Source organism: Neosynechococcus sphagnicola sy1, from assembly GCF_000775285.1.
Classification (GTDB): domain Bacteria; phylum Cyanobacteriota; class Cyanobacteriia; order Neosynechococcales; family Neosynechococcaceae; genus Neosynechococcus; species Neosynechococcus sphagnicola.
This window is the reverse complement of sequence record NZ_JJML01000021.1, coordinates 31,415-56,782: the sequence shown is the minus strand read 5'-3', so window position 1 is coordinate 56,782 and position 25,368 is coordinate 31,415. Positions and strand designations below refer to the sequence as shown.

The following is a 25,368-nucleotide window of genomic DNA, read 5'->3' as shown; positions in this document are numbered from 1 at the left end:
CCTCATCAATTAGTCCTAAGTTCGAGAGACACAGAGCAAGATGGTAATGAGCAAATAGAAAGTTTGGCTGTAGCTCGACTACCCGACGAAAAGTCTCAATTGCCTGATCTAAATGGCCTTGCTCTGCCAATACCTGTCCTACGCCGAATTTAGCCCAATATAAATCTGGTTGTAGCTCAATTGCTTGATTAAAATACTGGATTGCCTCTTCCCATCGATTCTGTTTAAGACTTAGCTCGCCTAGTTTATAGTAAACTACTGCAGAGGACGGATCAATTCGTAGTGCCTCGATATAGGCTGTAGCCGCCTGTGGATATTTTAAATCGACTAGAAGTTGGTCACCTCTTAAAATTAACCTGGCCAATAGTTCCTGATTTTTAGAGGTTGTCATCTGGATTTCTTGGTCTTTAATGGAATGACTCATTTCCCCTCCTTTAATCTCTATAATCTCCCTTAAGTCTTGCTATTTGATAATAGGTGTCCTTCTCCTAAACAGGTAATTATTTTCATTGTGAGTTGTGATTATTTGTAACTATCATTTTTTGTTTTTATCTAAAGTCATCTCACCGTTAAGTTACTACTCATCCAAACCGCATATTAGTAGGCTTGAAACCCTTATAGTAAGGTGATCAGATTGGAAAAGCGAATGCCAATTAGCTTCGTCGATTAGGGGTGTTTTGAATGTATTTCCTCTCTGACAAACTGAGAAAGTCTCTCTTCTTCTTTGAACAACGTGGTATTGAAATAATTTTGCCCTTTTTAAGGAGTCTCTAGGTGTTTCATCGAGGCATTATTTCACGAACTAAACCTGATCGATCTTCCACTATGGGTTGTCTTAAAATAATATCTCCCCTATTTTTTCCCCTTAGTTTTAGTCTTGATTTAAATTTCGTAAGACCAGATTTCCTGCTCTGGCAAAATAATTAGGTGGCTTGGAAGACGTTTAATCAGACCCTCCTGTTCAAATTGATTTAATGCCCTCGTGACAGTGACACGGGTAGTTCCCAATAGTTCAGCCAAATGTTGGTGAGTCAGTCGCAGATCAATTAACCGCCCCTCTTCCACAGCTCGACCAAACTTTTGTCCCAGCCATAGTAATATCTTAAGGATCATTTCATCAACTCGTTTGCTACTCCGAATTAACATTAATTCTTCTGTTTGCTGATGATGTGAAATCAGTCCCCCAATTTCCTGTGACCAATAATCGACGGTGAGTAATTCGACCTCAACAGCCGTCAAACATTCAATTTGATAGGGGTCAATTCTGGATAAGACATCGCCCACAATATCTCCAGCCGTCCATAACCCTAAGGTGATCACCGTACCGTCTTCTAACCATGTCAGTGTCCTGACCACTCCGACCTCGATTTTCCATAGTAAATTTGAGGGTAAAGCAGGTAATAAAGAACGACGAGCAAATCGACGATGCACCTTGCGATGCTCAGCCGCCAACAGGTTGGGCTGTCTTTCAGTCAGGGTGCTAGATTTAAATTCACCAACCATCTGTTTCAGTACCCTCGTGCCAAAGTTCTAGGTCTAGTTCATTTAGATAGATCAGTGCGTTTTTTAGTTGAGCTGATGTTCCTTGCAGGAGTAAGTCAAACCAGCCATCACCCCTCGCATTTGCACCTAATAATGCAGCTGTAATTGTTACTGTCAGATGGTAATCAGAAATCAGGCGTGATATCACGGGTTCGTGATGATATTCTTCTGCAATTCTCAGCCGAATCCGCTGTTGTGTTGGCCGCTGATCTTGTGCCTCAGTGAGGATAGATTCCCTGGGGGTAGAATACCGTTGCCAGTTGATAATTACATCGGGATGCTCCGCTTCAATCATGATAGACCTCCAGTCTTACATAACTTTTGTTTTTATCTGTGTGCGCCGTTCAATCACTTCTTTGATTGCCAAGGTAATGACAGCTAGCAATGCCAGGAGCACAGACGCAGAATAGGCCGCTTCAGTTTGATATTGTTTATAGGACTCTTCCACAAACAGGGGAAGACTTTGGGTTGTACCCGCAATGTTGCCCGATACAACGGAAACCGCTCCAAATTCCCCCATGGCTCTGGCATTGGTGAGAATAATTCCATACAGTAACCCCCAACGAATATTTGGAACGGTAACTCGCCAAAAAATTTGCCAGTCATTTGCCCCCAGGGTTTTAGCAGCTTCCTCTTGATCGGTACCCACTTCTTCTAGAACAGGGATCACCTCTCTGGCAACAAAGGGCATACTGACAAAGGCGGTTGCCAACAACATCCCTGGAAAGGCAAACACAATATTGATGTCATGGGCTTGCAACCACCCGCCAAACCAACCATTGCGACCGTAAAGCAACACAATCATTAATCCCGCAACCACAGGGGAAATCGAGAATGGCAGATCAATCAGGCTTAAGACAAACGTCTTCCCAGGAAATTGGTTACGGGCGATCGCCCAAGCGGCGCATAATCCAAAGATGGTATTGATGGGAACTGCAATTAACGCCAGTAGTAACGTTAACTTGACTGCGTGCAAGAAATCTGGCTCCGTTAGATTTTGGAAAAATGGCCCAACCCCTTTGTGAAAGGCTTGCACAAACACATTTAATGCCGGGATTAATAACACAACTCCGAGATATAGAACCCCAACCCCAATGAGTATCGTAGGCACCCAATTAGCTTGAACCTTTTCACCCTGCTGCTTTGGGCGATCTGTTGTGGTTTCCACCTTTAATTCAGTGCTCATCGTATCGTCTCCCCCAGGCTTGTAACAGGTTAATCACGAGTAGCATCAGAAGCGAAATTCCCAAGAGAACCACCCCAATGGTTGTGGCTCCCGCGTAGTCATACTGTTCCAACCGCTGGAAAATTAATACCGGAGCAATCAAATCTTCAAAGGGAATATTAGAGGCAATAATCACCGTTGAGCCATATTCCCCAACCGCCCGGGCAAAGCCGAGGGCAACCCCTGTCAAGATCGCTGGCATCAGGGGCGGGAAAATCACCCGCCAAAAGGTTTGCCACTGGGAGGCGCCTAAACACCAAGAGGCTTCTTCAATCTCCCGCTCCATCTCGGAAAGGACGGGTTGCACGGTTCTGACGACAAACGGCAGGGAGATAAATACCATTGCCACCCCAACTCCTAGGCGGGTAAAGGCAACTTTGATCCCTAAGGGAGCCAAGAGGGAGCCAATCCAGCCATTGTCGCTGTAGACCGTTGCCAGCGTTAAACCTGCAACGGCGGTGGGCAAGGCAAAGGGCAAATCAATAATTGCATCCATCAATCGTTTAAAGGGGAAGTCATAGCGCACCAAAATCCAAGCGAGGAGTGTGCCAAAGACACCATTAATCAGGGCGGCAATCAGGGAGGTGACAAAGGTAACGTCATAGGTTGATAGGGCCACGGGATCCGTTGCGATTTCCCAGAACTTATCCCAACCTTCAGTACTGGCTTTCAGCAGCATGGCTGCTAAGGGGAGGAGGAGCATGAAAGTGAGGTATCCCCAGGTAATGCGCCATGGCCAGGTAAATTTAGCCAGCCAGCGTTCTTGGGCTTGCAGCCGAGAAGCCTTTGGGGAATTGAGTGGAGTCGATGGAGACATATAAAACCGTCGGTTGCAATGGGAAAAGCAAGGGAGCCAAGGTCAGTCCCCCTTGCAGAGGAACTCTTCAGTCAGATGTCAGCCGGGCACAACGTTAACCCTTGCCCATTAAAATACAGTATACACATCAAGATACCGTATTTTGTCTTTATGGCTACGCATTTTTTCGAGATTACAGCGGATTCTCAGGTTAAATATATAAAAAAGCATCGGGATACCGTAGTTTAAATATCCCCATACCCTGTCCCCTTGACAGGATGCTGAACGTAGAAATAGAGTCCAGGAAACCAAAAACCTGTCTGGCGGTTTCTGGAAAACACCCTAGAAAATCAACCTTAGCCCCATTGAGAGGGCAACTCACGGAATTTCAATCAAAGAACTGGGGCGCTAGGATTCGAACCTAGGGATGGCGGGACCAAAACCCGCTGCCTTACCACTTGGCTACGCCCCAACAACTGAACGGTTACTATAGTAGCAGTTTCTAGCCCTAGACTGTCAAGAATCGAGTCCAGGAGAAATCCTTCACCTTGCTGGGCAATCATTCCCAGTAAAGTGAGCGGGGGGATTCAGTCTGTCGTAGGATGCAGCTAAACCTTTCTTTTACAAGTTGACTGTGGATTTGCTGTATCGGCTTGACCAAGTTCAACCCCAAGATCACCTGCTAATTGGAGATCATGCATACTATCTTAGCCAGGTAAAACAGCAGGGCTATCCAGTGGTGCCGGGATGGATTGTGCCCGCAACTGCCTTCCGGGAGTTTTTGGCCACCAGTCACTGGATCGAACCACTCTTTGCCGATCTCCCAGATTCTTCCTTACATTTAGATGTAAATAATTCCCGCCAACTACAGGCGATCGCGCAGCGGATGCGTCAAGAAATCACCGCAGCTCCCTTGATGGAGTTCTGGAGCCAGACCTTGATGGCGGAGGCTGAAGCAATGCCGACCGCGGCGCTGCTGCTGCAACCTTCCTTGACCCTCCCGGATGTGGATGCCACCCTTGGCCTTCAGATTTGCGAACTTTTGGCACCCCAGGTCTGTGCCTTGGAACCGATGGCAATCGCCCTGGCCATCAAACGGGTGTGGGCGGAGCTATTTCGGGCTCGGTGCCTCCTCTACTGGCAGCGGACTCAAACCCAGATGCAACAAATTCATCTGGCAATTTTGGTTCAACCCTTGCTACCAACCCTTGCGGCTGGGTCTGCCTGGGTGGATGGGAGAGGTTTAACCATCCACGGAACCTGGGGATTAGAACTCGCGATCGCTTGGGGCGAGGTAATTCCCGACCGATATCACTTTAACCCTCAGGGAGGGGTGGAGTCGCAGCAATTGGGGCACAAACCCATCGCCTACGAACTGGCAATGGTGCACTCCCAACCGCCCGACCTACCAAACACCCCCTCCCCTCAGGGACTGCACATTTACCAGCTTAGTGAGGCTCAGCAAAGTCAATATGCCCTTCAGTCCCCCTATCTGGAACAACTCGTGGAGATGGCGCAGGCCCTCTGGGTGGGTCAAAATCATCCCTGGCGATTGATGTGGACGCTGGTAGCTGGGCAGCCAACCCCTCCCCAACTATTATTGATGGGGACATATCCCACCACAGCCCTATCACCCAGGTTAGGGGGGCAGGATCGGAGTGTCACGGGTTCGTTCTCCCCAAAACCACCGCTCCAGACCACCGCTCCAGTGGCTAGGGGGGCGATCGCCCCCCCAACAGTGGCAGGGGCTCGCCGCTGCGGCAGGTCGCGTGGTGGCGAGAGCGAGTGTTACCCACCAGAGTCAAGTCATGCCCTCCCTGTTGTCTGCGGGAACTATCTTAGTGGCTCCCCAAATTGCCCCGGATTGGTTGCCATTGCTACGACAGGTCGTGGGGGTGGTCACGGAACAGGGCGGTATGACCAGCCACAGTGCAATCCTGGCAAGGGAATTGGGTATTCCTGCGGTGGTGGGGGTGACCGAGGCCACCCAAGATATTGAGTCAGGGGATTGGCTGTGTCTCGATGGTGATCGCGGTGAAGTTCGCCGCTTAGAAGCTGATCCTCAGCCAGACATCCCGGCAGATGCAGGAGCGACCGCTCCTCCCCAGAGCCAAACTCTACCCCATGCTTTCGAGGAGATAGTAATGGTTCCCAACGATGCCGTGGATCTGGTATCCACCCTGCCGCTGATTGCTACCCAACTCTGGGTCAACCTCAGCCAGCCGGAGGCCCTAGCCCGTGCCCTCACCATGCCTGTGGATGGCATCGGTCTGCTCCGGTCGGAGTTTATGCTGCTAGAGGTGTTGGAGCGTCAACACCCCCTGGTTTGGTTGCAACAGGGACGTCGTGAGGAATTGATTGAGCGGATGGCCGATTGTCTGACGCAGTTTGTCAGTGCCTTTCAGCCCCGTCCTGTCTGGTATCGTTCCCTGGACTTTCGCGCCCACGAACTGCAAAGCTTAGTGGGTGCTCCCACCGCCATTGGTCACCCGATGTTAGGAATGCGGGGAACCTTTAGCTATCAACAAGACGTCTCCTGGTTTGATCTGGAGCTAGCGGCGGTGCAGCGAGTGTGCCAGGCGGGCTACCAGAATCTGCATTTACTGCTGCCCTTTGTCCGCACCGTTGAGGAATTTATCTTCTGTCGTCAACGTCTAGAACAGATCGGCCTCACCCAGCAGCGATCGCTACAACTGTGGATCATGGCAGAAGTGCCGTCGGTGTTGTTTCTGCTGCCGGAGTACGTGCGAGCTGGAGTGCAGGGAATTGCCATTGGCACCAATGACTTGATTCAACTGCTCCTGGGGGTCGATCGCGACCATCCCCAATTGGCCGCTGCGTTCAATGAGCGCCACCCTGTGGTGATGCAAGCGATCGCTCACCTGATCCAGCAGGCACAACAGTTAGGGATTCCCTGCTCCATCTGTGGTCATGCCCCGGCGCAATCTCCGGAGTTGATTGATGCGCTGATTGCTGGGGGAATTACCGCCATCTCCGTTGATGTCAACGCGGTCGCCAGTACGTATCGAGCGATCGCCCGTGCGGAGCAGCGCCTGTTGCTGCGAGCTAGCCAAGATCAACTCAGTAAGTCGCTCCTGTCCCGGCTGTAGCCAGAGAGATTGGGCGTCGCTACTGTCCGATGCCGGACTGGCAAGCTATCTTTGATCCATAATCTGAATTCAGGGGCTGGGCGATGAAGATGCATCCGCTGCCAACGACCATCTTGATGCTGCTGACAGTGCTCTTGGGGTCGCAGTCCGTCAACGCTGAATCTACCAATGTCCAGCGGGTACGTCAGACCCTCTCTGAAACTGTGGCGGAGTCAGAGGGAGCGATCGCCCAATTACGTGCCCAAGGTGCGACGGGATTAACAGCATTTCTCCAGGTTTATGGCGGAGAACTCGCAACCCACAACCCTCACCTGCTCAGGGTTTTAGATGCTATTTGCCAACAGCGAGATTGTGAGGCTTCTCGGCTGTTCTGGTATACCGATTTTGCCCAGGCACGGGCAGCGGCGCAGGCGAGTGGTAAACCCATCCTCTCCCTGCGGCTCTTGGGTCAACTGGATGCAGACTTGAGTTGTGCCAATAGCCGCTTTTTTCGGGTGGCATTGTATCCCAATGTGCAGGTGGCTCAACTCCTGCGCGATCGCTTTATTCTCCACTGGCAGTCCCTGCGCCCGGTTCCCAAAGTCACCATTGATTTTGGCGATGGCCGCAAACTAGAGCGCACCCTCACTGGCAACAGTATTCATTACATTCTGGACTCCGATGGTAACCCCGTGGATGCCCTACCGGGACTCTACGGCCCCCAAGCTTTTTTGCGCCATCTGCAACGGGCTGAACAACTGGTACAGCACCTTCAGTCTCTGAGCGCAGCAGATCGGGTGACGGCTTTAGGCCAATTCCATCAAGCCCAACTGGCTACGATCCAAAATCAATGGGCAACGGACCTCGCCCAACTGGGGATTCCCAATCCGCCCCGCCTCGTGGGTACGCCCATCCGCCAAACTACCCCACCAACGGCGATCGCCGCTGCCCCCATTGCCTATGCTAAAGCACGGGTTGAAACACCTTTACTATCTGCAATCACCCCCAGTTCCAGCCCCCCGAGTAACGGTGACAGATGAGGCGACCTGGTTGGCGATCGCCCGCCTCCATGGCACCGATGCCCACCTCGATCGTCAAAGTCAAGCCCTGATGCGACGGAAGCTGCCCCCATCTCAGCCAACCGGAACCACCACCGATCCCTTGACGCCGATCCTGCGGCAGTTTGAAACTGCAATGGCCGTGGATACGGTACGCAATGAATACTTGCTGCACACCCAGATCCATCAGTGGTTTGTGAAGGTGCCGCTCCAAGACTTAACTGCCCTCAACGAGCGGATTTACGCCCAACTGTTTCTAACCCCCAGCTCCGATCCCTGGTTGGGGCTGTCTAACCAAGACGCTTTCTCTGCCTTGGATCGTACTGGTCGTCCCTAGCCAAGGGTGGTTAGGCACTCTTAATCTAATTTTCCAGCTCGATTTTGGAGGATCGGGCTACTCTGTAAAGGAACATGCAGCCCCCCGCATTCTTGCAGAGTGAGCAGAAATCCTATGGCACAACAAAGCTTTGGTGTAATCGGTCTAGCAGTCATGGGCGAAAATCTGGCGCTCAACGTCGAGCGCAATGGGTTCCCCATCTCCGTGTATAACCGCTCTCCCGAAAAAACCGATGCCTTTATGGCCGAACGCGCCCAGGGCAAGCAAGTCTATGCAGCTTATTCCATTCAAGATTTTGTCGCCTCCCTAGAGCGGCCCCGGAAAATCCTGATCATGGTGAAAGCTGGAGCCCCCGTGGATGCCATGATTGAGCAATTGAAACCCCTGCTGGATGAGGGTGACATTCTGATTGACGGTGGCAACTCTCTCTACACCGATACCGCTCGTCGGGCTCACGATCTGGAGTCGGCTCAGTTTACCTTTATTGGCATGGGTGTCAGCGGCGGCGAAGAAGGGGCACTGAACGGCCCCAGCCTCATGCCCGGAGGAACCAAGGTTGCCTACGAAGCCCTGGAACCCATTCTCACCAAGATAGCGGCGCAGGTCGATGACGGCCCCTGTGTGACCTATGTCGGCCCAGGGGGAGCCGGTCACTACGTCAAAATGGTACACAACGGCATTGAATACGGTGACATGCAGTTGATTGCTGAAGCCTATGACCTGTTGAACAATGTTTTGGGGCTGACGAGTTCTCAACTCCACGAAGTCTTTGCGGAGTGGAATACCACGGATGAACTCAATTCCTATTTGATTGAAATCACCGCTGATATCTTCAAGGTCATGGATCCCCCAACGGGCATCCCCCTGGTTGATCTGATTCTGGATGCCGCGGGACAAAAGGGGACGGGCCGTTGGACGGTGACTGATGCCCTGGATCTGGGGGTTGCCATCCCCACGATCACGGCGGCGGTGAACGCCCGGATTATGTCCTCGATTAAAGAAGAGCGGGTGGCCGCGTCTCAAACTCTGACGGGGCCTGGGACAACGTTTAACGGCGACTCAAAAGCCTTTATTACCCAAGTTCGGGATGCCCTCTACTGCTCCAAAATGTGTTCCTATGCCCAAGGGATGGCGTTGTTAAGTGCGGCTTCTAAGTTGTATGACTTCAATCTAAATTTGGGTGAATGTGCCCGCATCTGGAAAGGGGGGTGTATTATTCGGGCTGGCTTCTTAAACAAGATCAAGCACGCCTTTGATGAGAATCCTCATCTGGCAAACCTGCTCTTGGCTCCTGAGTTTAAGCAAACCATTCTCGATCGCCAGGGGGCTTGGCGGGAAGTGATCGCCCAAGCAGCCTACCTAGGAATTCCGGTCCCGGCCTTTAGTGCCTCCCTGGATTACTTCGACAGCTACCGTCGCGATCGCCTGCCCCAGAACCTCACCCAAGCACAGCGAGATTACTTTGGTGCCCACACCTATGAGCGCACGGATCAACCTCGTGGCAAGTTCTTCCACACCGAATGGATGGCCTAGGAGCTTTGACCATCGCCGCAGTTGGGGCTAGGGGATGAAACCCTATCAAAAAGTTCCCATTGAGGAGTGCGGGGAACCGATGATAGCGATTCTCCCTGATTTATTTGCCGTGGTGTCCCCCCATCCTTATCAAGTGTTGGGGGCACCCTACGGTGAGCAATCTCCCTATTTTTTACGGCAGCGGGTAGTGACCCAGTTGCTGGCAGCCCAGGAAGCTCTCCAGCAGGACTATCCAGGTTGGCGGCTGCAAATCTTTGATGCCTATCGCCCGGTTGCGGTGCAACAGTTTATGGTTGATCAAACCTTGGCTGACTTGGCGCGATCGCAAGGGTTGACGGTGGCTGCCTTAACACCTGACCAGCAGCAAACCTTGCGAGAGCAAGTCTACACATTCTGGGCACCGCCGAGTCTTGATCCAACGATGCCTCCCCCCCATAGCACCGGAGCGGCCCTGGATTTGACTTTGGTGGATGGCACCGGGCAGGTCGTCGACATGGGGTCTCCCATTGATGAATGTTCCCCCCGTTCCTACCCCGATTACTTTCAGATCAGCGATCGCCCCCTAGAGCGTCAATACCACCACCACCGCCAATTGCTGGCACGGGTGATGATTGCCGCTGGCTTTCAACGCCATCCCCAGGAATGGTGGCACTTTTCCTGGGGAGATCAACTGTGGGCTTGGTTAAGTCAGCAATCCGGAACCCCCGTAACTTCTGCCCATTATGGGCGTTACGAACTGATTCACGGAAACTGACTTGCAACCTCAATCTGGCCATTCGTGATGAAAAGGACACCCAGGGGACTGGGCTACCCGTTGCCAAGGTAAGGGGGCATAGAAAAAGTTCGGTTTCAGGATGCGATTGCCGTCAAACTGAGTGTGGAACACCGGTGTGGTTGAAGCCGAGAGGGGGGGAACCAAACAGCCCCAATCAGCTTGGACAAGACGGCCTGCCTGGTGCTCACTGTCGGCAAACTGCATAAAGGATTCGGTGAGGGTATGGTGATCGAGTAGTCTCACCTCCTGCTGGTGATAGGAAAAGAGCACTGCAATATTCAACTCCACTAGGGCGAGATCTCGCCAAAGGGTACTATTTTGGCTGCAATCTAAGCCCATCCGCTCCGCGATCACCGGGAGCATGTTGTAACGATGATGATCCCCAAAGTTGCGAGCCCCAATCTCAGCCCCCATATAAAACCCATTAAAGGGTGCAGCTGTATATTGAATGCCGCCGACATCAAAGACCATATTCGACACTGCCGGTAAGCCATACCATTTCAGCCGCAAGTCTCCGAACCAGTCATAGCGGGGATGGGTCAGTGGCACTTCCAGAATTAGCTGTGGGGGAATCTCAAACCACCGGGGTTCCTGTCCTGGAAGCTGAATGATCAGCGGCAGGTAGTCAAAGCGGGTCTGGGATTCTGGGTGCCAGCCCAGTCTCATTGCTTGATCCGTCAACTCCACATTGCCCGGATCTCCTAAGATCGAGCGATCGGGTTGGCGATAGCCAGCGTACTGAAAATATTGCGGATTCCAGAAGCGTCTGCCATCTGGCTTGAAGATGGTAATGGTAGCGCGGATCTCCCCACCATTGGTGGCAAATTGTATATGTTCCAGAATCGCTTGGAACATTTCAACTTCTGTTTCCAGATGCCGCATATCCCGAACATGCAAATTGTGCCAGAAGTTACGCCCTAAACAACGATTGCTGTTGCGCCATGCTAGCTTGGCTCCATAGACCAACTCATCGTAAGTTTGCTGATAGGTGCCCGTCTCCGCAATTTCTTCCTCCACGTCTTCCCAGCGATAGGGAAAAATTGGGGCAATGCCTTCATCGATGTAGCACTGTTTGAGAAAAACTTCGGCTTCAGCCTTGATTGAACCAATGGGTTGCACCTCAAACCCATCCTGCTCGATGGGGATAATGCCGCTTGCTAACTGAATCACAGGCTTCACGGGGCGTTTTTTTGCACCGTTCCGTCTTGGTTCAGGTGGGAGCCGAAGCGTTCCTGCCGAATTGCCGCCGCTGTCCACCCAGCCTGCAAGAGAGCCTCCTGGATCGCTGCCATGAAACTCTCGGGGCCGCAGAGCATGGCGATGGTTCCAGGACTGGGACGATAGTGTTGTTGAAGGTCTGCTGGCTGAAGTTTTCCCACCCGTCGAGTCGGCCGCAGGGTGATCCTCAACTGCGGGTGTTGTGCCGTCAACTGCTCTAATTCGGGCTGAAACACAAAGGATTCAGGGTAAGGAGCCGACCAGTCAAGGTGAAAGGTACGGTTATCGCCTCGCTGGGCTAGGGTGCGCATCATGGCGATCGCTGGGGTAACTCCAATGCCGCCCGCGAAGAAGACCACTGCTGGGAACCTCTCCTCCAGAACAAACTCACCCTGAGGCTCTGAAATCCGAAACAGAGATTCCTCATCGGCGCGATCGCACAACCAGCGAGAAAATTCCCCCGTTTCCTCGCGCTTGACCGTAATCTCATAGGCGTCAGTTTGGGCAGCGGGGGAGGTTAAGGTATAGGCACGGGTGACCCAATGATTGTGGATGCGTCCCTGCAACAAAATATGCTGCCCCGGCAAGGAAGCAGTCACCGGCTGGTTAACTGGACGAAATTGGAAGCGGGTGATCCCCAATCCCAAGGACTCTTTCTTGACCAGTTCCGCTACGGCTAAACTCGCAGAACCCAAAAGCTCTTCAATCAGAGGTTTGCAGCCCCCACACACCATCGTTACATGGGTGCGATCGGCTAACTGCTCCAGAGTCGTACATCCCTGACCCATCAGAGCTTGCAGCCGAGCACAGGTTGTTTGGGTGCAATTGCAGACAATATCGTCGGGGGCTCCAATGGCAGTGTTTTCAATTTGCAGTTCCCCCAGTTCTCGAAACAAGGCAACTTGCCAGCGGGGGTAGAGGCTGTTGACTCAATAACAGCAGACTGGCTAAGCGCAGCCCACTCCAGAGCCCACGCACTGATACCCCCACAAGGTGGCCGTTGCACAGGTGCAGTGCCCGTTGCCCCCGATCCTGAGCCGGGGCGTGGACAATTTGCACCGACGCAGGGTCGACATCCGCCCAGTGAATTTCCACAATTTGAAAATCCAAGGTGCGCTGACTGAGCAGGCGGCGACCATCGATATGTAAAATCCGAGAAAATAACGCTGGCCGACCCTCCAGGAGCCCTTCTTGACCCATGGTAATGCCGTATCCCGGCAAGACATGCACATTGATCCAATCCAGGGCATATTGCGATGCCCAATCGGCCAAAGAGAGGTTGCCCAACTCCCACCGATCTAGGGTTTCCTGGGGAGGCTGCGGCATGCCTTCGACGTTGAGGGACACTAGCAGTTCCATCCAAGCTCGGGCTGCCGACTCCGTCATGCCCTTGGCCATGGAATCATGCAGACCAGCTGAGGGAGAGAGGGGGACAAATTCCACGGTGGTGGGAACCTCCGTCAGCACAGTTGCCAGACGGTCTTCCAGTTTCTCGATAAATTCTGTGTAGTCAAGCCGCCCATCTGCATTGGTGTCCGCCTTTTGCAGTATTTCCTCGGCTTCCTCTCGGCTACAGCCAATCTGGATCAGGTAAGGCATCAACTCCTGAAGGTCTAGCTGCCCACTCCCATCGAGGTCAATACTGGTAAAGCGACGTTGGGCAAAGGTGCGACCATTTACCGTCTGATGTAGCACCTCCGAGAGGGTAGCAGCGATATCCGCTCCTGTTAAGGGAGCCGGCCCCACCAACAAGGACGGCACAGGCCCTTGGTTAGATAACCATTGGTAACACGCAGCAGCGATCGCTTCAGGAGCAAGCCAGGGCAAGGGGCGATGATCCAGGGGTAAAGAAAGGGTGCGGCGAAACTTGATCTCTGATTTGTGCCGGAGTAATTCTGAAAATAGGGGTGCATGGTGCAACCGTAGCGTTTCTTTGGGCACAGCACCGATGGAAGCTTCAGCCTCCTTTAACTGTCTGCCCACCTCACTGTCGCCAGCCGCAGCAGGAGCAATCCAGCCCAGTTTTTCGATGCCCATTTGGTTTGTCACCGCTACAAATCCCCGAGTCAGCGCCAGGGTCTGCGCCAAATCCGTGGGTTGGATAAATAACAGTGCTGCCTCATATCCTTGCAGGTGTTGAGTGCTGTCCTGAACCGCCATCCAATCCATTTGCACCCAATCGGCAGTCTGGAAGTGGCTGAGGGTGGTTGCAGGGTTGAGATAGCGAATTCCTTTGACCTGAAAGGATTCTGAGGAATTCGCCAGGATTCTCAGCAGCTGTTGCACCGGGGCATAGTCCGGCAAGGATGCAAAGATAGCGACTTTACGCTCTACCATGGTTGCCTTCATGCTGTGGATGGATGGGAGAAGTCTACGTCCCAGGAACAGGCACAATTGCAATCTAAATTCTAATGGACGATCGCCATCAGCCCTAGAATCTGGCTTCAGTAAACTTTCACCTTAGTGGGATTGCTTGACTGACAGATCTTTTCCCCTCATCCCTAAGTCCCTTCTCCCACAAGGGGAGAAGGGACTTCAGACCCAGAACTGGTTCAAAAGCCCCTCTCCCGCTCTGGGAGAGGGGTTGGGGTGAGGGCGGATTGAGTTCTGTCAGTCAATCAGTTAGTGGGATGAGCATTGAAGGAAAGACATTTCATCCTGATTTTATTTTTATGTGAAACACTCAAGTTGATGAAATACCCAAAAAATGGGCTACATCAGGTGTCATTTCTGATCTTGATGGGCTTGATGCTCGAGTTCGCTAGAGCCTTGAGAATCAGTTAGTTCGTCCTCTTATCAGTGCTTAGGATAAAATTATGAAGCGAATTGCTTTAAAACTAAAGCTTTTGGGGTTCATAGCGTTAGCTGTCACTGCCTGTGGACTTGCAATGCCCGCTAACTCTGCCAAAAATCAAGGAATTTTTCAGCGGCAAACCCCTAGCCCGACCGCAACCATCGCCGGAAACCCATTGATGGATCACGGCAATATGGGTAGCATGAACCACACGATGGGTATGGACTTAGGGCCAGGGGATGCAGAATTTGACCTCCGCTTCATTGATGCCATGATTCCCCACCATCAAGGAGGCGTGGAGATGGCAATACAAGCGCAACAGAAATCTCGACGACCCGAAATTCTCAAGTTGGCAGCGGCGATCATTAAAGCTCAGGACAAAGAAATTGTTCAGATGCAGCGGTGGCGTCAAGCGTGGTACTCGACAGTCAGTTCAATTCCGATTGCTTATAACGCCCAAATGGGCCACGCGATGCCGATGTCCCAAGAACAACGGGCAAGCATGATGATGACCATGGATTTAGGCGCAGCCGACGCAGAATTTGACCTCCGCTTCATGGATGCCATGATTCCCCACCATGAGGGTGCCGTGGTAATGGCAAAGGATGCCTTGCAGAAGTCGAAGCGGCCTGAAATTCAAACACTGGCGCGGGACATTATTCGTTCTCAGACAACCGAAATCAATCAGATGAAACAGTGGCAACAAGCCTGGTACAAGCAGTAGAGAGGCTACCATTGGCCTTTTGCTTGCATTGGTTCGCACCATCACGATTAGATCACTGCCCTCATCAAGGAATCCCCCGATGACTCGGACTCGAAAGCAGTTCTGCTCTCCCACGATCGTTCGTCGCCTCTTTGGAAGTCTCCTCAGCCTGTTACTACTCACCCTGCCCTTCCGAAGCATGGCTCATGGGGGACATGGCAATGAGTTCGGTGGTCAAGCGACTCAAGCGGCGGGAGCAGTTCAGGTTGATGCAGAGACGGCAAAACGCATGGGCTTGAAGGTGGAGCCTGTGGCTCGTCAGCGGTTAGCGTTTGGCATCAAAACGACTGGCAAGATTGAGGCACTACCCAACCAGCAAGTCGAAGTCACAACGCCGGTAACGGGCACGGTGATTAAGCTGCTGGTGAATCCGGGCGATCGCGTTAAGGCAGGGCAGCCTGTAGCAGTCATGACCACACCAGAGTTAGCTGACTTACGCACCACCGCACTGGATCGTCGGGCTGATGCGATCGGATCGGTGCAGCAAGCCGACGCTGATTTGCGCTTGGCGCAGCAAAATCTGACCCAACAACGCACGATCGTTGCAGCAGGCATTAAGGCAGCTCGCACCGAAGTCAGCTTCGCACAAGAGCGTTACGACAAAGACCGGGAACTGATGATGCAGGGAGCCATTCCCCGCCGCACTTTTTTGGAATCGGAGACCAAGCTGGCAGAGGCAAAGGCAACCTTATCAAAAGCGGAAAGTGCCCTGGAGATCGCTCAAGCGCAGGCGCAACTGCAACGTGCCCATTCTGCGGTATCGGTCGCTCAGGCAAAGGTGTCTCTGAGCGGTGAGACTTATCAAGCGCGCCTGCGGCAACTGGGCGCTAGCCCCAATGCCGATGGCACCATCACCTTAACGGCTCCGATCGCAGGCGTGGTTACTGATCGGGAGACGACGCAAGGCGAATCGGGTCAAGATGCCGGCAAAAAAGTGATGTCAATCGTCAATAGCCGCATTGTGCAAGTGTCAGGAAATATTTATGAGAAAGACCTCGATCGCGTGCAAACAGGGCAAGGCGTACGAGTGAACGCCAATGAAAAGGTATTCAAAGGGCGCATCGGCGTGATTGGCGCAGTGGTGGAAGGGGAAACCCGTGTGGTGCCGATCAAAGCGGAGTTGGATAATCCCAATGGATCACTGAAACCAGGGATGTTTGTGGATTTGGAAGTGTTGACAGATCGGACACCTGCTGCCGTTTTAGCGATTCCTAAATCGGCACTGGTAGAAACGAACGACAAAAAGACGATCGTCTTTGTCCAAAATGGCAGTGCGTTCCAGCCCTCTGATATCACCCTCGGCAGGGAGTCGGGCGAATTTGTCGAAGTCAAAGATGGATTGTTTGATGGGGATATGGTTGTAACTCAGCGAGCCACTCAACTCTATGCCCAGTCGCTCAGAGGTGGAGCGAAGCCGGAAGATGATCATGGGGCAACAACTCCAACCGCTACAGTGAGTCAGAATGGGCAGTTACTGTGGTGGATTGCGATTCCCACTGGGGGAGTAATTGCCTCTGGCACCTTCTGGGCTGGAACATACTGGGCTAACCGTCGGCATCGGAAAGTCTTGATCTCGCTGAGGACTGGGAATGGGTTCGATGGGCAAAACCGACTCCAATGGCTCTTCTGCCAACCTAACAGCCCATCACAGTTCGATCGAGGCTTCAGCCCAACACGATTCATTGGAAGCTGAATCCCGATCTCCTCATCAACCGCATTAAGGTGAATAGTCATGCTTGATGCCATTATTAAATGGGCGATCGCCCGTCGCTGGTTGGTGATTTCTGGTGCCTTGATTTTGACCGTCTGGATACTCCAAGCTGTCAGCCAAATGCCACTGGATGTCTTCCCCAGTTTCGCTCCCCCACAAGTTGAGATTCAAACCGAAGCCCCAGGACTGGCACCGGAAGAAGTTGAATCCCTGGTCACCCTACCCATTGAGAGCGGCATTAACGGCACGCCAGGAGTCACGACCGTGAGATCGTCCTCGGCGGCTGGGTTGTCCGTCGTCAAAGTAATTTTCAGATGGGATACAGAGATTTATCGAGCACGCCAACTGGTAACGGAACGCTTGCAGCAGGCGCGGAGTAAGCTACCTGAAGGGGTTGAAACGCCTCAACTTTCACCCATTACCTCACCCATTAGTACCGTTTTGATGGTTGGGCTGACGGTCGGAGATCAGAAGACTGTGGGCAGTACTTCCTTGATGGATTTGCGGCGGATGGTGGACTGGCAAATCACGAACCGTCTGTTAGCGGTTCCGGGTGTGGCTCAGGTGGTGGCTTATGGGGGAGATGTCTGGCAGTATCAAGTTCTCGTTAATCCGGCCAAGCTACAAGCCTTTAATGTCACATTACAGCAAGTTACAGAAGCAGTGGAAGCTGCCAACGTGAATGCACCAGGGGGCTTCTTAATTACCCCCGATCGCGAACGTTTAATTCGGGGTGTGGGGCGTATTGAATCGATCGCAGATTTGGGGCATTCGGTCATTACAGCACGAGACGGCAAACCTGTTCGGCTGGCTGATGTGGCTGACATAAAAATTGGAGCCGCGATTAAACGAGGGGATGGCAGTCTAGACGGCAAAGCCGCGATCGTTCTACTCATTAACAAACAACCTCAAGCAGATACCCCAACAGTGACTCGGGCTATTGAAGCCGCGCTGGAAGAGGTTAAAACAGGGCTGCCCAAAGATGTCGCAACAACCGTGACCTTCCGTCAAGAAGACTACATTGATGCGTCGATCGAGAATGTTCGCGAGGCTTTAGTGGAAGGCAGCATTATCGTTGCACTGATCCTGATTCCATTTTTAATGAACTGGCGCAACCTGATGATTTGTTTGGTTGCTCTGCCATTGTCACTGTTGATTGGAGTGGCAATGCTCAATTGGATGGGGCAGGGGTTGAACACCATGACCTTAGGCGGGCTGGCTGTAGCCATCGGTTCTGCGGTAGACGATGCGATCGTCGATGCCGAAAACGTCTATCGTTCCCTACGAGAAAATAAACATTCTGCTCATCCTCGCCCGTTATTAGAAGTCGTGTATGACGGCTGTCAGGAAGTGCGGGATTCTGTGTTTGGGGCAACTGTGATTACGATCGTCGTCTTTGCCCCGATTTTTGCCCTCAGTGGGGTTGAAGGTAGCATCTTCATCCCCATGGGACTCGGTTACATGGCAGCCGTCATTGCCTCTAGTTTGACGGCTCTCACCATCACTCCAGCCCTTTGTGCAATTTTGCTTCCCCAGGGTCATCTGCCAGAAACGGAACCCTGGGTGGCACGTTTCTTCAAGCGGCTTTATCTGCCCTGGTTAAATTTCTCGATGCAGCGTTCTGGCATTATCTTAGCGGCATCCGCTGCCATGCTCATTGCCACCCTGATCATCGTGCCCTCCTTTGGACGCATCTTTCTCCCAGAGTTTCAGGAGCGATCGCTGGTCAATGCCATGATGCTCTATCCGGGTGTCTCTCTTGAATCCACAAACGCTGCTGGGTTTGTGATGCAGGATGCCTTAAAGGGTGACAAGCGCTTTCAACATGTGCAGATGAGATCGGGACGAGCACCCGGAGATGCGGATGCGGCGGGCGTGAATGGTGCCCATCTGGATGTGGAACTGAGCGAAGCAGGTATGCAAGACCGCAAAGGCAGTATTGCCAAATTGCGACAGGAGTTTTCCAGATTACCAGGGGTGGCACCCAATATTGGTGGTTTTATTTCTCACCGCATGGATGAAGTACTGTCGGGAGTGCGGAGCGCGATCGCCGTCAAGGTGTTTGGGCCTGACTTGGCAGAACTGCGTCATATCGGAGCAGAAGTCACCACTGCCATGCAATCTGTGAATGGGATTGTGGATTTACAACCAGAACTCCAGGTTCCTGTGCCTCAAGTCCAAATCATTTTTGATCGTGTGGCGGCCAGTCGTTACGGTTTGACCGTCGGAGAACTAGCCAAAACGATTCAAACAGCTCTGAATGGGCGGGTTGTATCGCAGGTGCTAGAACAACAGCAAACCTTTGATCTGCTGGTCTGGTTGCAGCCAGAAGCTCGCAATAGTGCAACCACGATCGCCAACCTGTTAGTTGATACTCCCAACGGCCAGAAAGTTCCCTTGGCACAGGTGGCACAAATCCGAGAGGCGACAGGTCCAAACACGATTAGTCGAGAAAACGTCTCTCGTTTGCTGGCAGTGTCTGCCAACGTGAGTGGGCGAGATTTGCGGTCGGTTGTCAATGAAATTCAGGCGAAAGTCAAACAGCAAGTCCAACTGCCATCAGGGTACTTCATTCAATATGGTGGACAGTTTGAGGCTGAAGAACGATCCACCCAAAGCATCTTGCTCTATAGTGCGATCGCCTTTGTCGTCATCACCGTCATCATGTATCTGTCCGTCAAATCCATCCCCTCCACCGCGATGATCATGATTAATTTGCCTCTGGCATTAGTCGGAGGTGCGATCGCAGTGGCACTCACAGGAGGCATCTTATCGATTGCTTCGCTGGTGGGATTTGTCACCTTATTTGGCGTTGCGACCCGGAATGGCTTGCTCCTAGTAGACAACTACAACACCAAGTTTGCCGAAGGCATGCTACTGCAAGATTTACTCGTCAAAGGCTCCATGGAACGGCTGAATGCCATTTTAATGACTGCCTTTACTTCAGCCTTGGGGTTAGCGCCATTAGTCATTGCCGGTGGAGCCGGAAAGGAAATTCTGCAACCTCTGTCGATCGTTGTGTTGGGTGGACTTGTCACTTCCACAGCCCTGACCTTGATTGTGTTACCGGCTCTCTATGCCCGCTTTGGTAAGTACCTGTTCCCGCAGCAGCGAGGGAGTAAAGCCAGAAGTGGCAAGGTTTCCAGCTTGAGTATGACAAAGGAGCACAGCAATGTTTAATTGGCTCAACACGCTTGTTAAATGGTCGATCGCCCAACGCTGGCTCGTGGTCATTGCTTCGCTTCTGATTAGCCTTTGGGGCATTCGCGTGATTACCCAAATGCCGCTGGATGTGTTTCCATCGTTTGCGCCACCGCAGGTGGAAATTCAAACCGAAGCACCGGGGCTGGCACCGGAAGAAGTAGAAGCGCTCGTGACCCGTCCCATTGAAAGCGCCATGAACGGCACTCCTGGCGCAGAAACGGTGCGATCGTCCTCAGCCGTGGGCATTTCGGTGATCAGAATGACCTTTAACTGGGGCACCGACATTTATCGCGCCCGTCAGCTTGTCACCGAACGCTTGCAGCAAGCTCAAGGTCAGCTTCCCAGTAGCGTTTTAACACCCCAAATTACCCCGACCAGTTCTCCCATCGGCGAAATCGTCAAATATGCGTTCACAGTAGAGCAGCAGAATGCCAGAGAGGCAACCCAATCCAAAATCGACCTGATGGAGGTGCGGCGGATTGTAGACTGGCAAGTCAAAAACCGTCTGTTAGCTGTTCCTGGAATTGCTCAAGTTGTGATTTTTGGTGGGGATGTCCGTCAGTATCAAGTACTGGTAGACCCGAATAAGTTGAGCGCCTTAGATGTCACTTTAAAGGATGTCACAGAGGCGGCGGAGAAGGCAAATGTGCAAACGGCGATCTCTCCCCTCAACAAGCCAAGTCAGGCCAAAATTGCCACAGCTTGAGGACTTTTTTCAACGTCTTTTCCAGGAGAAATAGTCATGCGTTCATACCAGACCCTTTTGATCTCCGTAAGCAGTGTCGGACTCCTATTTTTAGTGGCTTGTAGCAGTGGGAAGCAAACTGCAAACACGGCGAGCAGCCCTGCTGCAAGTCCATCAGTTACAGCTTCTATACCTACTAATCAAACCATCGGGAAATTAGATGCAGATAGAGAAGATAAGGATCATGGCGAAGCTAGACATAACGGACAGGTAATTGAGACTGGGGATTACCATCTAGAGTTTGTGCCAGAGAAAGAAGACAACGCCATACACCTTGACTTTTATCTACTCCAGGATGAAAACCACGACCCGATCAAAAATGCCAAGGTGACAGCTCAAGTTCAACTCCCTGATGGCAGCCAAAAGGCAATTGATCTCAAATACGATGCCCAGGACAAGCACTACACCGGAATTCTACCGGAAACTGCATCCGGAGATTACAAAGTAACCATTCTGTCAGATATCAATGGTGAGAAGGTCAACGGTCGGTTTAGCTTTAAGCGGTAAGGGTTACATCGCTGTAGAGCAGCATTTCATCTTAGTTTTATAATCGCTTGCCACTCTGTTAATAGAGGACTCTTTGAGTTCGATATTAACAGAGAACATGAAATGAAACGCTTACTGACTGCCGTTGCCATTCTACTGATTGCCACCGCCCTGCCTATAAATGCGAAGGAGGTAACCTGCCGAGGGGAAATTTATCGTTCTACTCCCCCCGTTCCCAATCACCCGGCCAACGTTCGCAACGTGATTTGGCGAAATGCCCAGACACGGCGAGATGCTTGCAGGAAAAACGCAGAGACAAGTAAAAAAACGCTGCTTCAAGAATAAAGTATATCACCTCAATCAGTTTCTCTCGAAGGGGCTAAAAATGGTGATATCCAAGAAACAGTTTTGAGCAGGACTGTAATGGCACATTCAATAAGGCTCAAATCAACGACTTTGCATTACGTTCTATAACGGGTTTATAGAAATCATCTCAATAGCTAAAACATACTCATGTAAGGCCAAAATAGTATATGTATCTAATCAATCGTCGTAAGTTTATCTTTCTGAGTGCAGCTACAGCGGGAGCTATATTGCTGCCCCAGTGTGCTAATGGAACCCTTTCAACCCCATCCAAGATTGCAACTACCCAAACAACCAGCATCAACGGTCACCTCGATATCGACTTAGAAGCACGGCCTGCTACCCTCAACCTAGGGCAGCAGCAAGCGCACCTGATCACCTACAACGGGCAAATTCCTGGACCGCGATTGGAAGCTAAACCTGGAGATACGGTACGCATCCGCTTCACGAACCGTCTGACCCAGGCAACCAATCTTCACTTTCATGGTCTGCATATCCCCCCTACGGGCACTGCTGACAACATCTTTCTCAGGGTTCCGCCCGGTGGAACTCAGACCTACGAATTTACCCTGCCCAAAAATCATCCTGCCGGAACTTTTTATTACCATCCCCATTTGCATGAACTGGTTGCAGCACAGGTGTTTGGTGGCTTAGGCGGTATTTTTGTTGTTCGCGGCGCATTGGACGACATTCCAGAAATCCGCGCCGCTCAAGAAGAGTTCCTGTTTTTGAAAGACTTTGCCCTCAATGCCAATGGGCAAATTCCGGTGCCTGGGCACATGGATTTGATGCGGGGGCGAGAAGGGTCAATTCTGACGGTCAATGGGCAGGTGAATCCCACTTTTGCCTTACCATCGGGAGGCCTGTTGCGGTTTCGGATTGTCAATGCTTCCACCTCACGGTTTTACCGACTGACCTTGGAGGATCATCCCTTTTACTTGATGGCTACGGATGGGGGTGCGATCGCCGCCCCCGTGGAACTGCAAGAACTGTTACTCTCTCCCGGTGAACGGGCAGAGGTACTGATCCAGGGAAATCGCCCCCCTGGAGAGTACCGCTTGCTGAGCCTGCCCTACGATCGCGGAGGCATGGGCAGTGGCATGATGCATGGCGGCAGGATGGGGGGTGGGATGATGGGGGGAATCACTCATTCATCCAACACAACTCAGCCGATCGCGATCGTCACCTACCAGGATGCAGTAGCTCAACCATTGCCCCTCCCTCACACGCTAATTCCGGTTGAGACCTTACCCCAACCAAGTCAAACTCGTCGCATCGAGATGTCAATGGCCATGGGGATGGGAAATGGCATGGGCATGGAACTGGCATTTCTGTTCAATAATCAAACCTTTGATATGAATCGAGTGGATGCGGTGGTGAAACTGGGAACGGTAGAAGATTGGGAGCTGGTAAACCTTGACCCCGATGGCATGGAACATTCCTTTCACCTGCACACCAACCCTTTTCAAGTCATCAGCCGCAATGGCAAGCCCGATCCCTACCAGGCATGGGAAGACACCCTCCGAGTTCGTGCCAATGAAACGGTGCGGATTCGCATTCCCTTCCGCGACTTTGCCGGGAAAACCGTCTATCACTGCCATGTACTCGACCATGAAGATCTCGGCATGATGGGAATGGTAGAAATACAAGGTTAGGCGCATGCGCATTCTGCTCGTCGAGGATGAACCTGATCTGGGAGTGGCAATTCAGCAGAGTTTGAGTCGTGAGAAGTACATTGTGGACTGGTTTCAGGATGGCGCAGTAGCCTGGGATTATCTGGATAGTCGGCAGATCCATTACACTGTGGCAATCTTCGACTGGTTGTTGCCGGGGGTGTCGGGTCTGGAACTCTGCCAGCGAGTCCGATCCCGAAATGACGCGCTACCGATTTTGATCTTGACTGCAAAAGATCGGATCGAAGATCGGGTGACGGGATTGGATGCTGGTGCCGATGATTACCTGATCAAACCCTTTGGCATCGCCGAATTAAAGGCACGACTCCGGGCACTGAATCGGCGATCGCCCCATCTCCAACCCCAACAGCTACAGGTCGGTAACCTGAGACTCGATTATGGAACTTCCACGATCTCCGTGCAAACCCCAAAAGGTGAGCAATTGGTTCAATTGACGGCTAAGGAATTTCAACTGCTGGAGTATTTTATGCAGCACCCTAACCAGCTTTTAAGCCGCGATCAACTGATGACGCAAGTCTGGGAAATTGAGTCTGATCCAATCAGTAATGTTGTTCCTGCCCAAATTCGACTGCTGCGTCGCAAGCTTGCTGACTACGGCTGTGATGAGTTGTTGGAAACCGTTTATGGGTTAGGATACCGCCTCTCCCTGGCCCATGCATCAAAGTAAGCTCTTTAATCTCACCCGCTGGCGTCTGACGAGTTGTTATGTCGGCGTTATGGGAATCATTCTGACTCTTTGTGGAGCCGCCTTCTATGGCATGATGGCTCAGGCTCACTGGCATGCCCTCCACCGAGAGCTAGAATCGGTTGCCGGAACCTTACATGATGGCTTGGAACCCAATCTCAGAGAACCGGGACAGATTGAGGCACGGGTACAGCAGATTGTTCCAGGACTTTGTTGGGTAGGCTCTTCCTGTCCCAATCAACCAGCGCAACGACACATTTTAGGTACGGTTCAACAGGCAGGATATTATGCTCGTTTCCTCACGCGATCAGGACAATTGATCGCTACCATTGGCCAGCAACCAGAGCACCTGATCTTTGTGAATGACAACGAACTCTGGCAAACCTTACAGGATCACAACGGTCAGCGGTATCACCATATTTCCTTACTGCTGACAACAGCCAATCATCAGCCCTGGGGCTATATGCAGGTTGGGCGATCGCTGAAAGAATTTGACCACCACCTCTCAACAACCCGTTGGCTACTTTTAGCTGCCCTGACAATCACCATGCTGCTGGTAACGGTTGCCAGTTGGGGGTTAGCAGGGGTAGCCATGGAGCCAGTTTATCAGTCCTACCGACAAATTCAACAGTTCACAGCGGATGTTGCTCACGAACTCCGAACCCCTTTAGCTGCAACCAAAGCCACCATTGAGTCGGCTCTAGAAATAGCACCCTTAACAACCGCTGAGGCTCACAGTACCTTACAGACAATTGAACGACAAAGTAATCGCTTGATCCAACTGGTTCAGGATTTGCTACTCCTCTCCCGTATGGATCTGCAAGTGCTGCCCCTCAAGCGTCAAGCTGTGAAGCTCAATTCCCTGATTGCAGATGTAGTGGATGAGTTTGAAGCCCTAGCGATCGCGGCAAATTTGCAATTACACACAGAGATTGTCAGTCATCAACCCGTTACTGTTTTAGGCGATGAAGAGCAGATCTATCGTCTGGTTGCCAATCTGGTGACCAATGCCATTCAATACACCCCCAAGGGGGGGAAGGTGACCATCCGGCTCCATAGGGAGGAACGGCAGGCTTTGATTCAAGTTCAAGATACCGGGATCGGAATTCCTGAGCAGGAGCAACTTTGGATCTTTGATCGCTTTTACCGCGTCAACAGCGATCGCTCTCGTCAAACTGGCGGTGCAGGCTTAGGTTTGGCAATTGCCAGAGCGATTACCCAGACACTCTGTGGTTCCCTCGAAGTTCATAGCGAGGTGGGTAAAGGGAGTATTTTTACCCTTCATCTGCCCTTAGAACTTGTTTGAAAAATTAGAGTCACTCTACCCAGCTTGAGTTTTGGATTTTAATC

General features: G+C 51.9%; 21 protein-coding genes, 1 tRNA gene and 2 pseudogenes. 15 read left to right on the top strand and 9 right to left on the bottom strand.

The annotated features are described in order from the left end of the window. The 6 genes from DO97_RS10770 to DO97_RS10740 all read right to left on the bottom strand — a co-directional run. Positions 1–424, bottom strand: a 424-nt coding sequence (locus DO97_RS10770; RefSeq protein ID WP_036533255.1) for a tetratricopeptide repeat protein, incomplete at its 3' end; no start/stop codon positions are given. A gap of 458 nt (positions 425–882) precedes the next feature. Next, entirely contained in the window at positions 883–1,503 is a 621-nt protein-coding gene (locus DO97_RS10765; RefSeq protein ID WP_081980718.1) for a Crp/Fnr family transcriptional regulator, read from the bottom strand. Beyond that, entirely contained in the window at positions 1,493–1,837 is a 345-nt protein-coding gene (locus DO97_RS10760; protein WP_081980717.1) for an NIL domain-containing protein, read from the bottom strand. The genes DO97_RS10765 and DO97_RS10760 overlap by 11 nt, the downstream gene beginning before the upstream one ends. A 15-nt stretch (positions 1,838–1,852) precedes the next feature. Further along, positions 1,853–2,728: a sulfate ABC transporter permease subunit CysW gene (gene cysW, locus DO97_RS10755; protein WP_052128625.1), complete on the bottom strand. Its 876-nt coding sequence runs from the start codon at positions 2,726–2,728 to the stop codon at positions 1,853–1,855. Next, on the bottom strand, positions 2,718–3,584 hold the full coding sequence (cysT, locus tag DO97_RS10750; RefSeq protein WP_036533251.1) for a sulfate ABC transporter permease subunit CysT: 867 nt from the start codon (positions 3,582–3,584) through the stop codon (positions 2,718–2,720). The genes cysW and cysT overlap by 11 nt, the downstream gene beginning before the upstream one ends. A 379-nt stretch (positions 3,585–3,963) precedes the next feature. Continuing rightward, a tRNA-Gln gene (locus DO97_RS10740) sits at positions 3,964–4,035 on the bottom strand. Between the two features lie 162 nt (positions 4,036–4,197). On the opposite strand from DO97_RS10740, the pseudogene DO97_RS26395 reads away from it, so the two are divergent. The 6 genes and pseudogenes from DO97_RS26395 to DO97_RS10720 all read left to right on the top strand — a co-directional run. After that, positions 4,198–5,127 (top strand): annotated as a pseudogene (locus DO97_RS26395) (PEP/pyruvate-binding domain-containing protein); the annotation flags it as partial. A gap of 94 nt (positions 5,128–5,221) precedes the next feature. Then, a complete protein-coding gene (locus tag DO97_RS23130) occupies positions 5,222–6,673 on the top strand; it encodes a putative PEP-binding protein (protein ID WP_204368573.1) in 1,452 nt (483 codons plus the stop codon). Between the two features lie 83 nt (positions 6,674–6,756). Continuing rightward, entirely contained in the window at positions 6,757–7,692 is a 936-nt protein-coding gene (locus tag DO97_RS10730) for a hypothetical protein (RefSeq protein ID WP_239651643.1), read from the top strand. Continuing rightward, positions 7,682–8,047: a hypothetical protein gene (locus DO97_RS26390; RefSeq protein ID WP_239651642.1), complete on the top strand. Its 366-nt coding sequence runs from the start codon at positions 7,682–7,684 to the stop codon at positions 8,045–8,047. Before DO97_RS10730 ends, DO97_RS26390 begins: the two co-directional genes overlap by 11 nt. Positions 8,048–8,161: 114 nt before the next feature. Further along, positions 8,162–9,580: a decarboxylating NADP(+)-dependent phosphogluconate dehydrogenase gene (gene gnd / locus DO97_RS10725; protein WP_036533247.1), complete on the top strand. Its 1,419-nt coding sequence runs from the start codon at positions 8,162–8,164 to the stop codon at positions 9,578–9,580. Positions 9,581–9,614: 34 nt separating this feature from the next. Beyond that, on the top strand, positions 9,615–10,334 hold the full coding sequence (locus DO97_RS10720) for a M15 family metallopeptidase (protein ID WP_036533245.1): 720 nt from the start codon (positions 9,615–9,617) through the stop codon (positions 10,332–10,334). Positions 10,335–10,343: 9 nt separating this feature from the next. Here DO97_RS10720 and DO97_RS10715 read toward each other — a convergent pair whose 3' ends face one another. The 3 genes from DO97_RS10715 to DO97_RS10705 are packed head-to-tail and all read right to left on the bottom strand — an operon-like array spanning position 10,344 to position 13,922. Next, on the bottom strand, positions 10,344–11,534 hold the full coding sequence (locus tag DO97_RS10715; RefSeq protein WP_204368572.1) for a nitric oxide synthase oxygenase: 1,191 nt from the start codon (positions 11,532–11,534) through the stop codon (positions 10,344–10,346). Then, complete coding sequence (locus DO97_RS10710) at positions 11,531–12,469, bottom strand: FAD-binding oxidoreductase (protein ID WP_036533243.1); 939 nt, start codon at positions 12,467–12,469, stop codon at positions 11,531–11,533. Before DO97_RS10710 ends, DO97_RS10715 begins: the two co-directional genes overlap by 4 nt. Then, positions 12,438–13,922, bottom strand: a complete 1,485-nt coding sequence (locus tag DO97_RS10705; RefSeq protein ID WP_036533241.1) for an EF-hand domain-containing protein — start codon at positions 13,920–13,922, stop codon at positions 12,438–12,440. Before DO97_RS10705 ends, DO97_RS10710 begins: the two co-directional genes overlap by 32 nt. A 467-nt stretch (positions 13,923–14,389) precedes the next feature. Here DO97_RS10705 and DO97_RS10700 point away from each other — a divergent pair, with 467 nt between their 5' ends. From DO97_RS10700 to rppB, 9 genes and pseudogenes are all read left to right on the top strand, one after another. Beyond that, a complete protein-coding gene (locus DO97_RS10700) occupies positions 14,390–15,091 on the top strand; it encodes a DUF305 domain-containing protein (protein ID WP_036533239.1) in 702 nt (233 codons plus the stop codon). Between the two features lie 79 nt (positions 15,092–15,170). Further along, positions 15,171–16,823, top strand: coding sequence for an efflux RND transporter periplasmic adaptor subunit (locus tag DO97_RS10695; RefSeq protein WP_052128622.1), 1,653 nt, complete (start codon positions 15,171–15,173; stop codon positions 16,821–16,823). 39 nt (positions 16,824–16,862) lie between these two features. After that, complete coding sequence (locus DO97_RS10690; RefSeq protein WP_036533237.1) at positions 16,863–20,021, top strand: efflux RND transporter permease subunit; 3,159 nt, start codon at positions 16,863–16,865, stop codon at positions 20,019–20,021. Continuing rightward, positions 20,014–20,730 (top strand): annotated as a pseudogene (locus tag DO97_RS10685) (efflux RND transporter permease subunit); the annotation flags it as partial. The gene DO97_RS10690 and the pseudogene DO97_RS10685, both read left to right, overlap by 8 nt. Before the next feature lie 57 nt (positions 20,731–20,787). Beyond that, positions 20,788–21,297: a hypothetical protein gene (locus DO97_RS10680; protein WP_036533234.1), complete on the top strand. Its 510-nt coding sequence runs from the start codon at positions 20,788–20,790 to the stop codon at positions 21,295–21,297. 102 nt (positions 21,298–21,399) lie between these two features. Further along, a complete protein-coding gene (locus DO97_RS10675; protein WP_036533232.1) occupies positions 21,400–21,621 on the top strand; it encodes a hypothetical protein in 222 nt (73 codons plus the stop codon). A gap of 188 nt (positions 21,622–21,809) precedes the next feature. Next, positions 21,810–23,294: a multicopper oxidase family protein gene (locus DO97_RS10670; RefSeq protein WP_156120529.1), complete on the top strand. Its 1,485-nt coding sequence runs from the start codon at positions 21,810–21,812 to the stop codon at positions 23,292–23,294. Positions 23,295–23,298: 4 nt separating this feature from the next. After that, a complete protein-coding gene (gene rppA / locus DO97_RS10665; RefSeq protein WP_036533230.1) occupies positions 23,299–24,000 on the top strand; it encodes a two-component system response regulator RppA in 702 nt (233 codons plus the stop codon). Beyond that, positions 23,987–25,324: a two-component system sensor histidine kinase RppB gene (gene rppB, locus DO97_RS10660; protein ID WP_036533227.1), complete on the top strand. Its 1,338-nt coding sequence runs from the start codon at positions 23,987–23,989 to the stop codon at positions 25,322–25,324. The genes rppA and rppB overlap by 14 nt, the downstream gene beginning before the upstream one ends. Positions 25,325–25,368 lie beyond the last annotated feature (44 nt).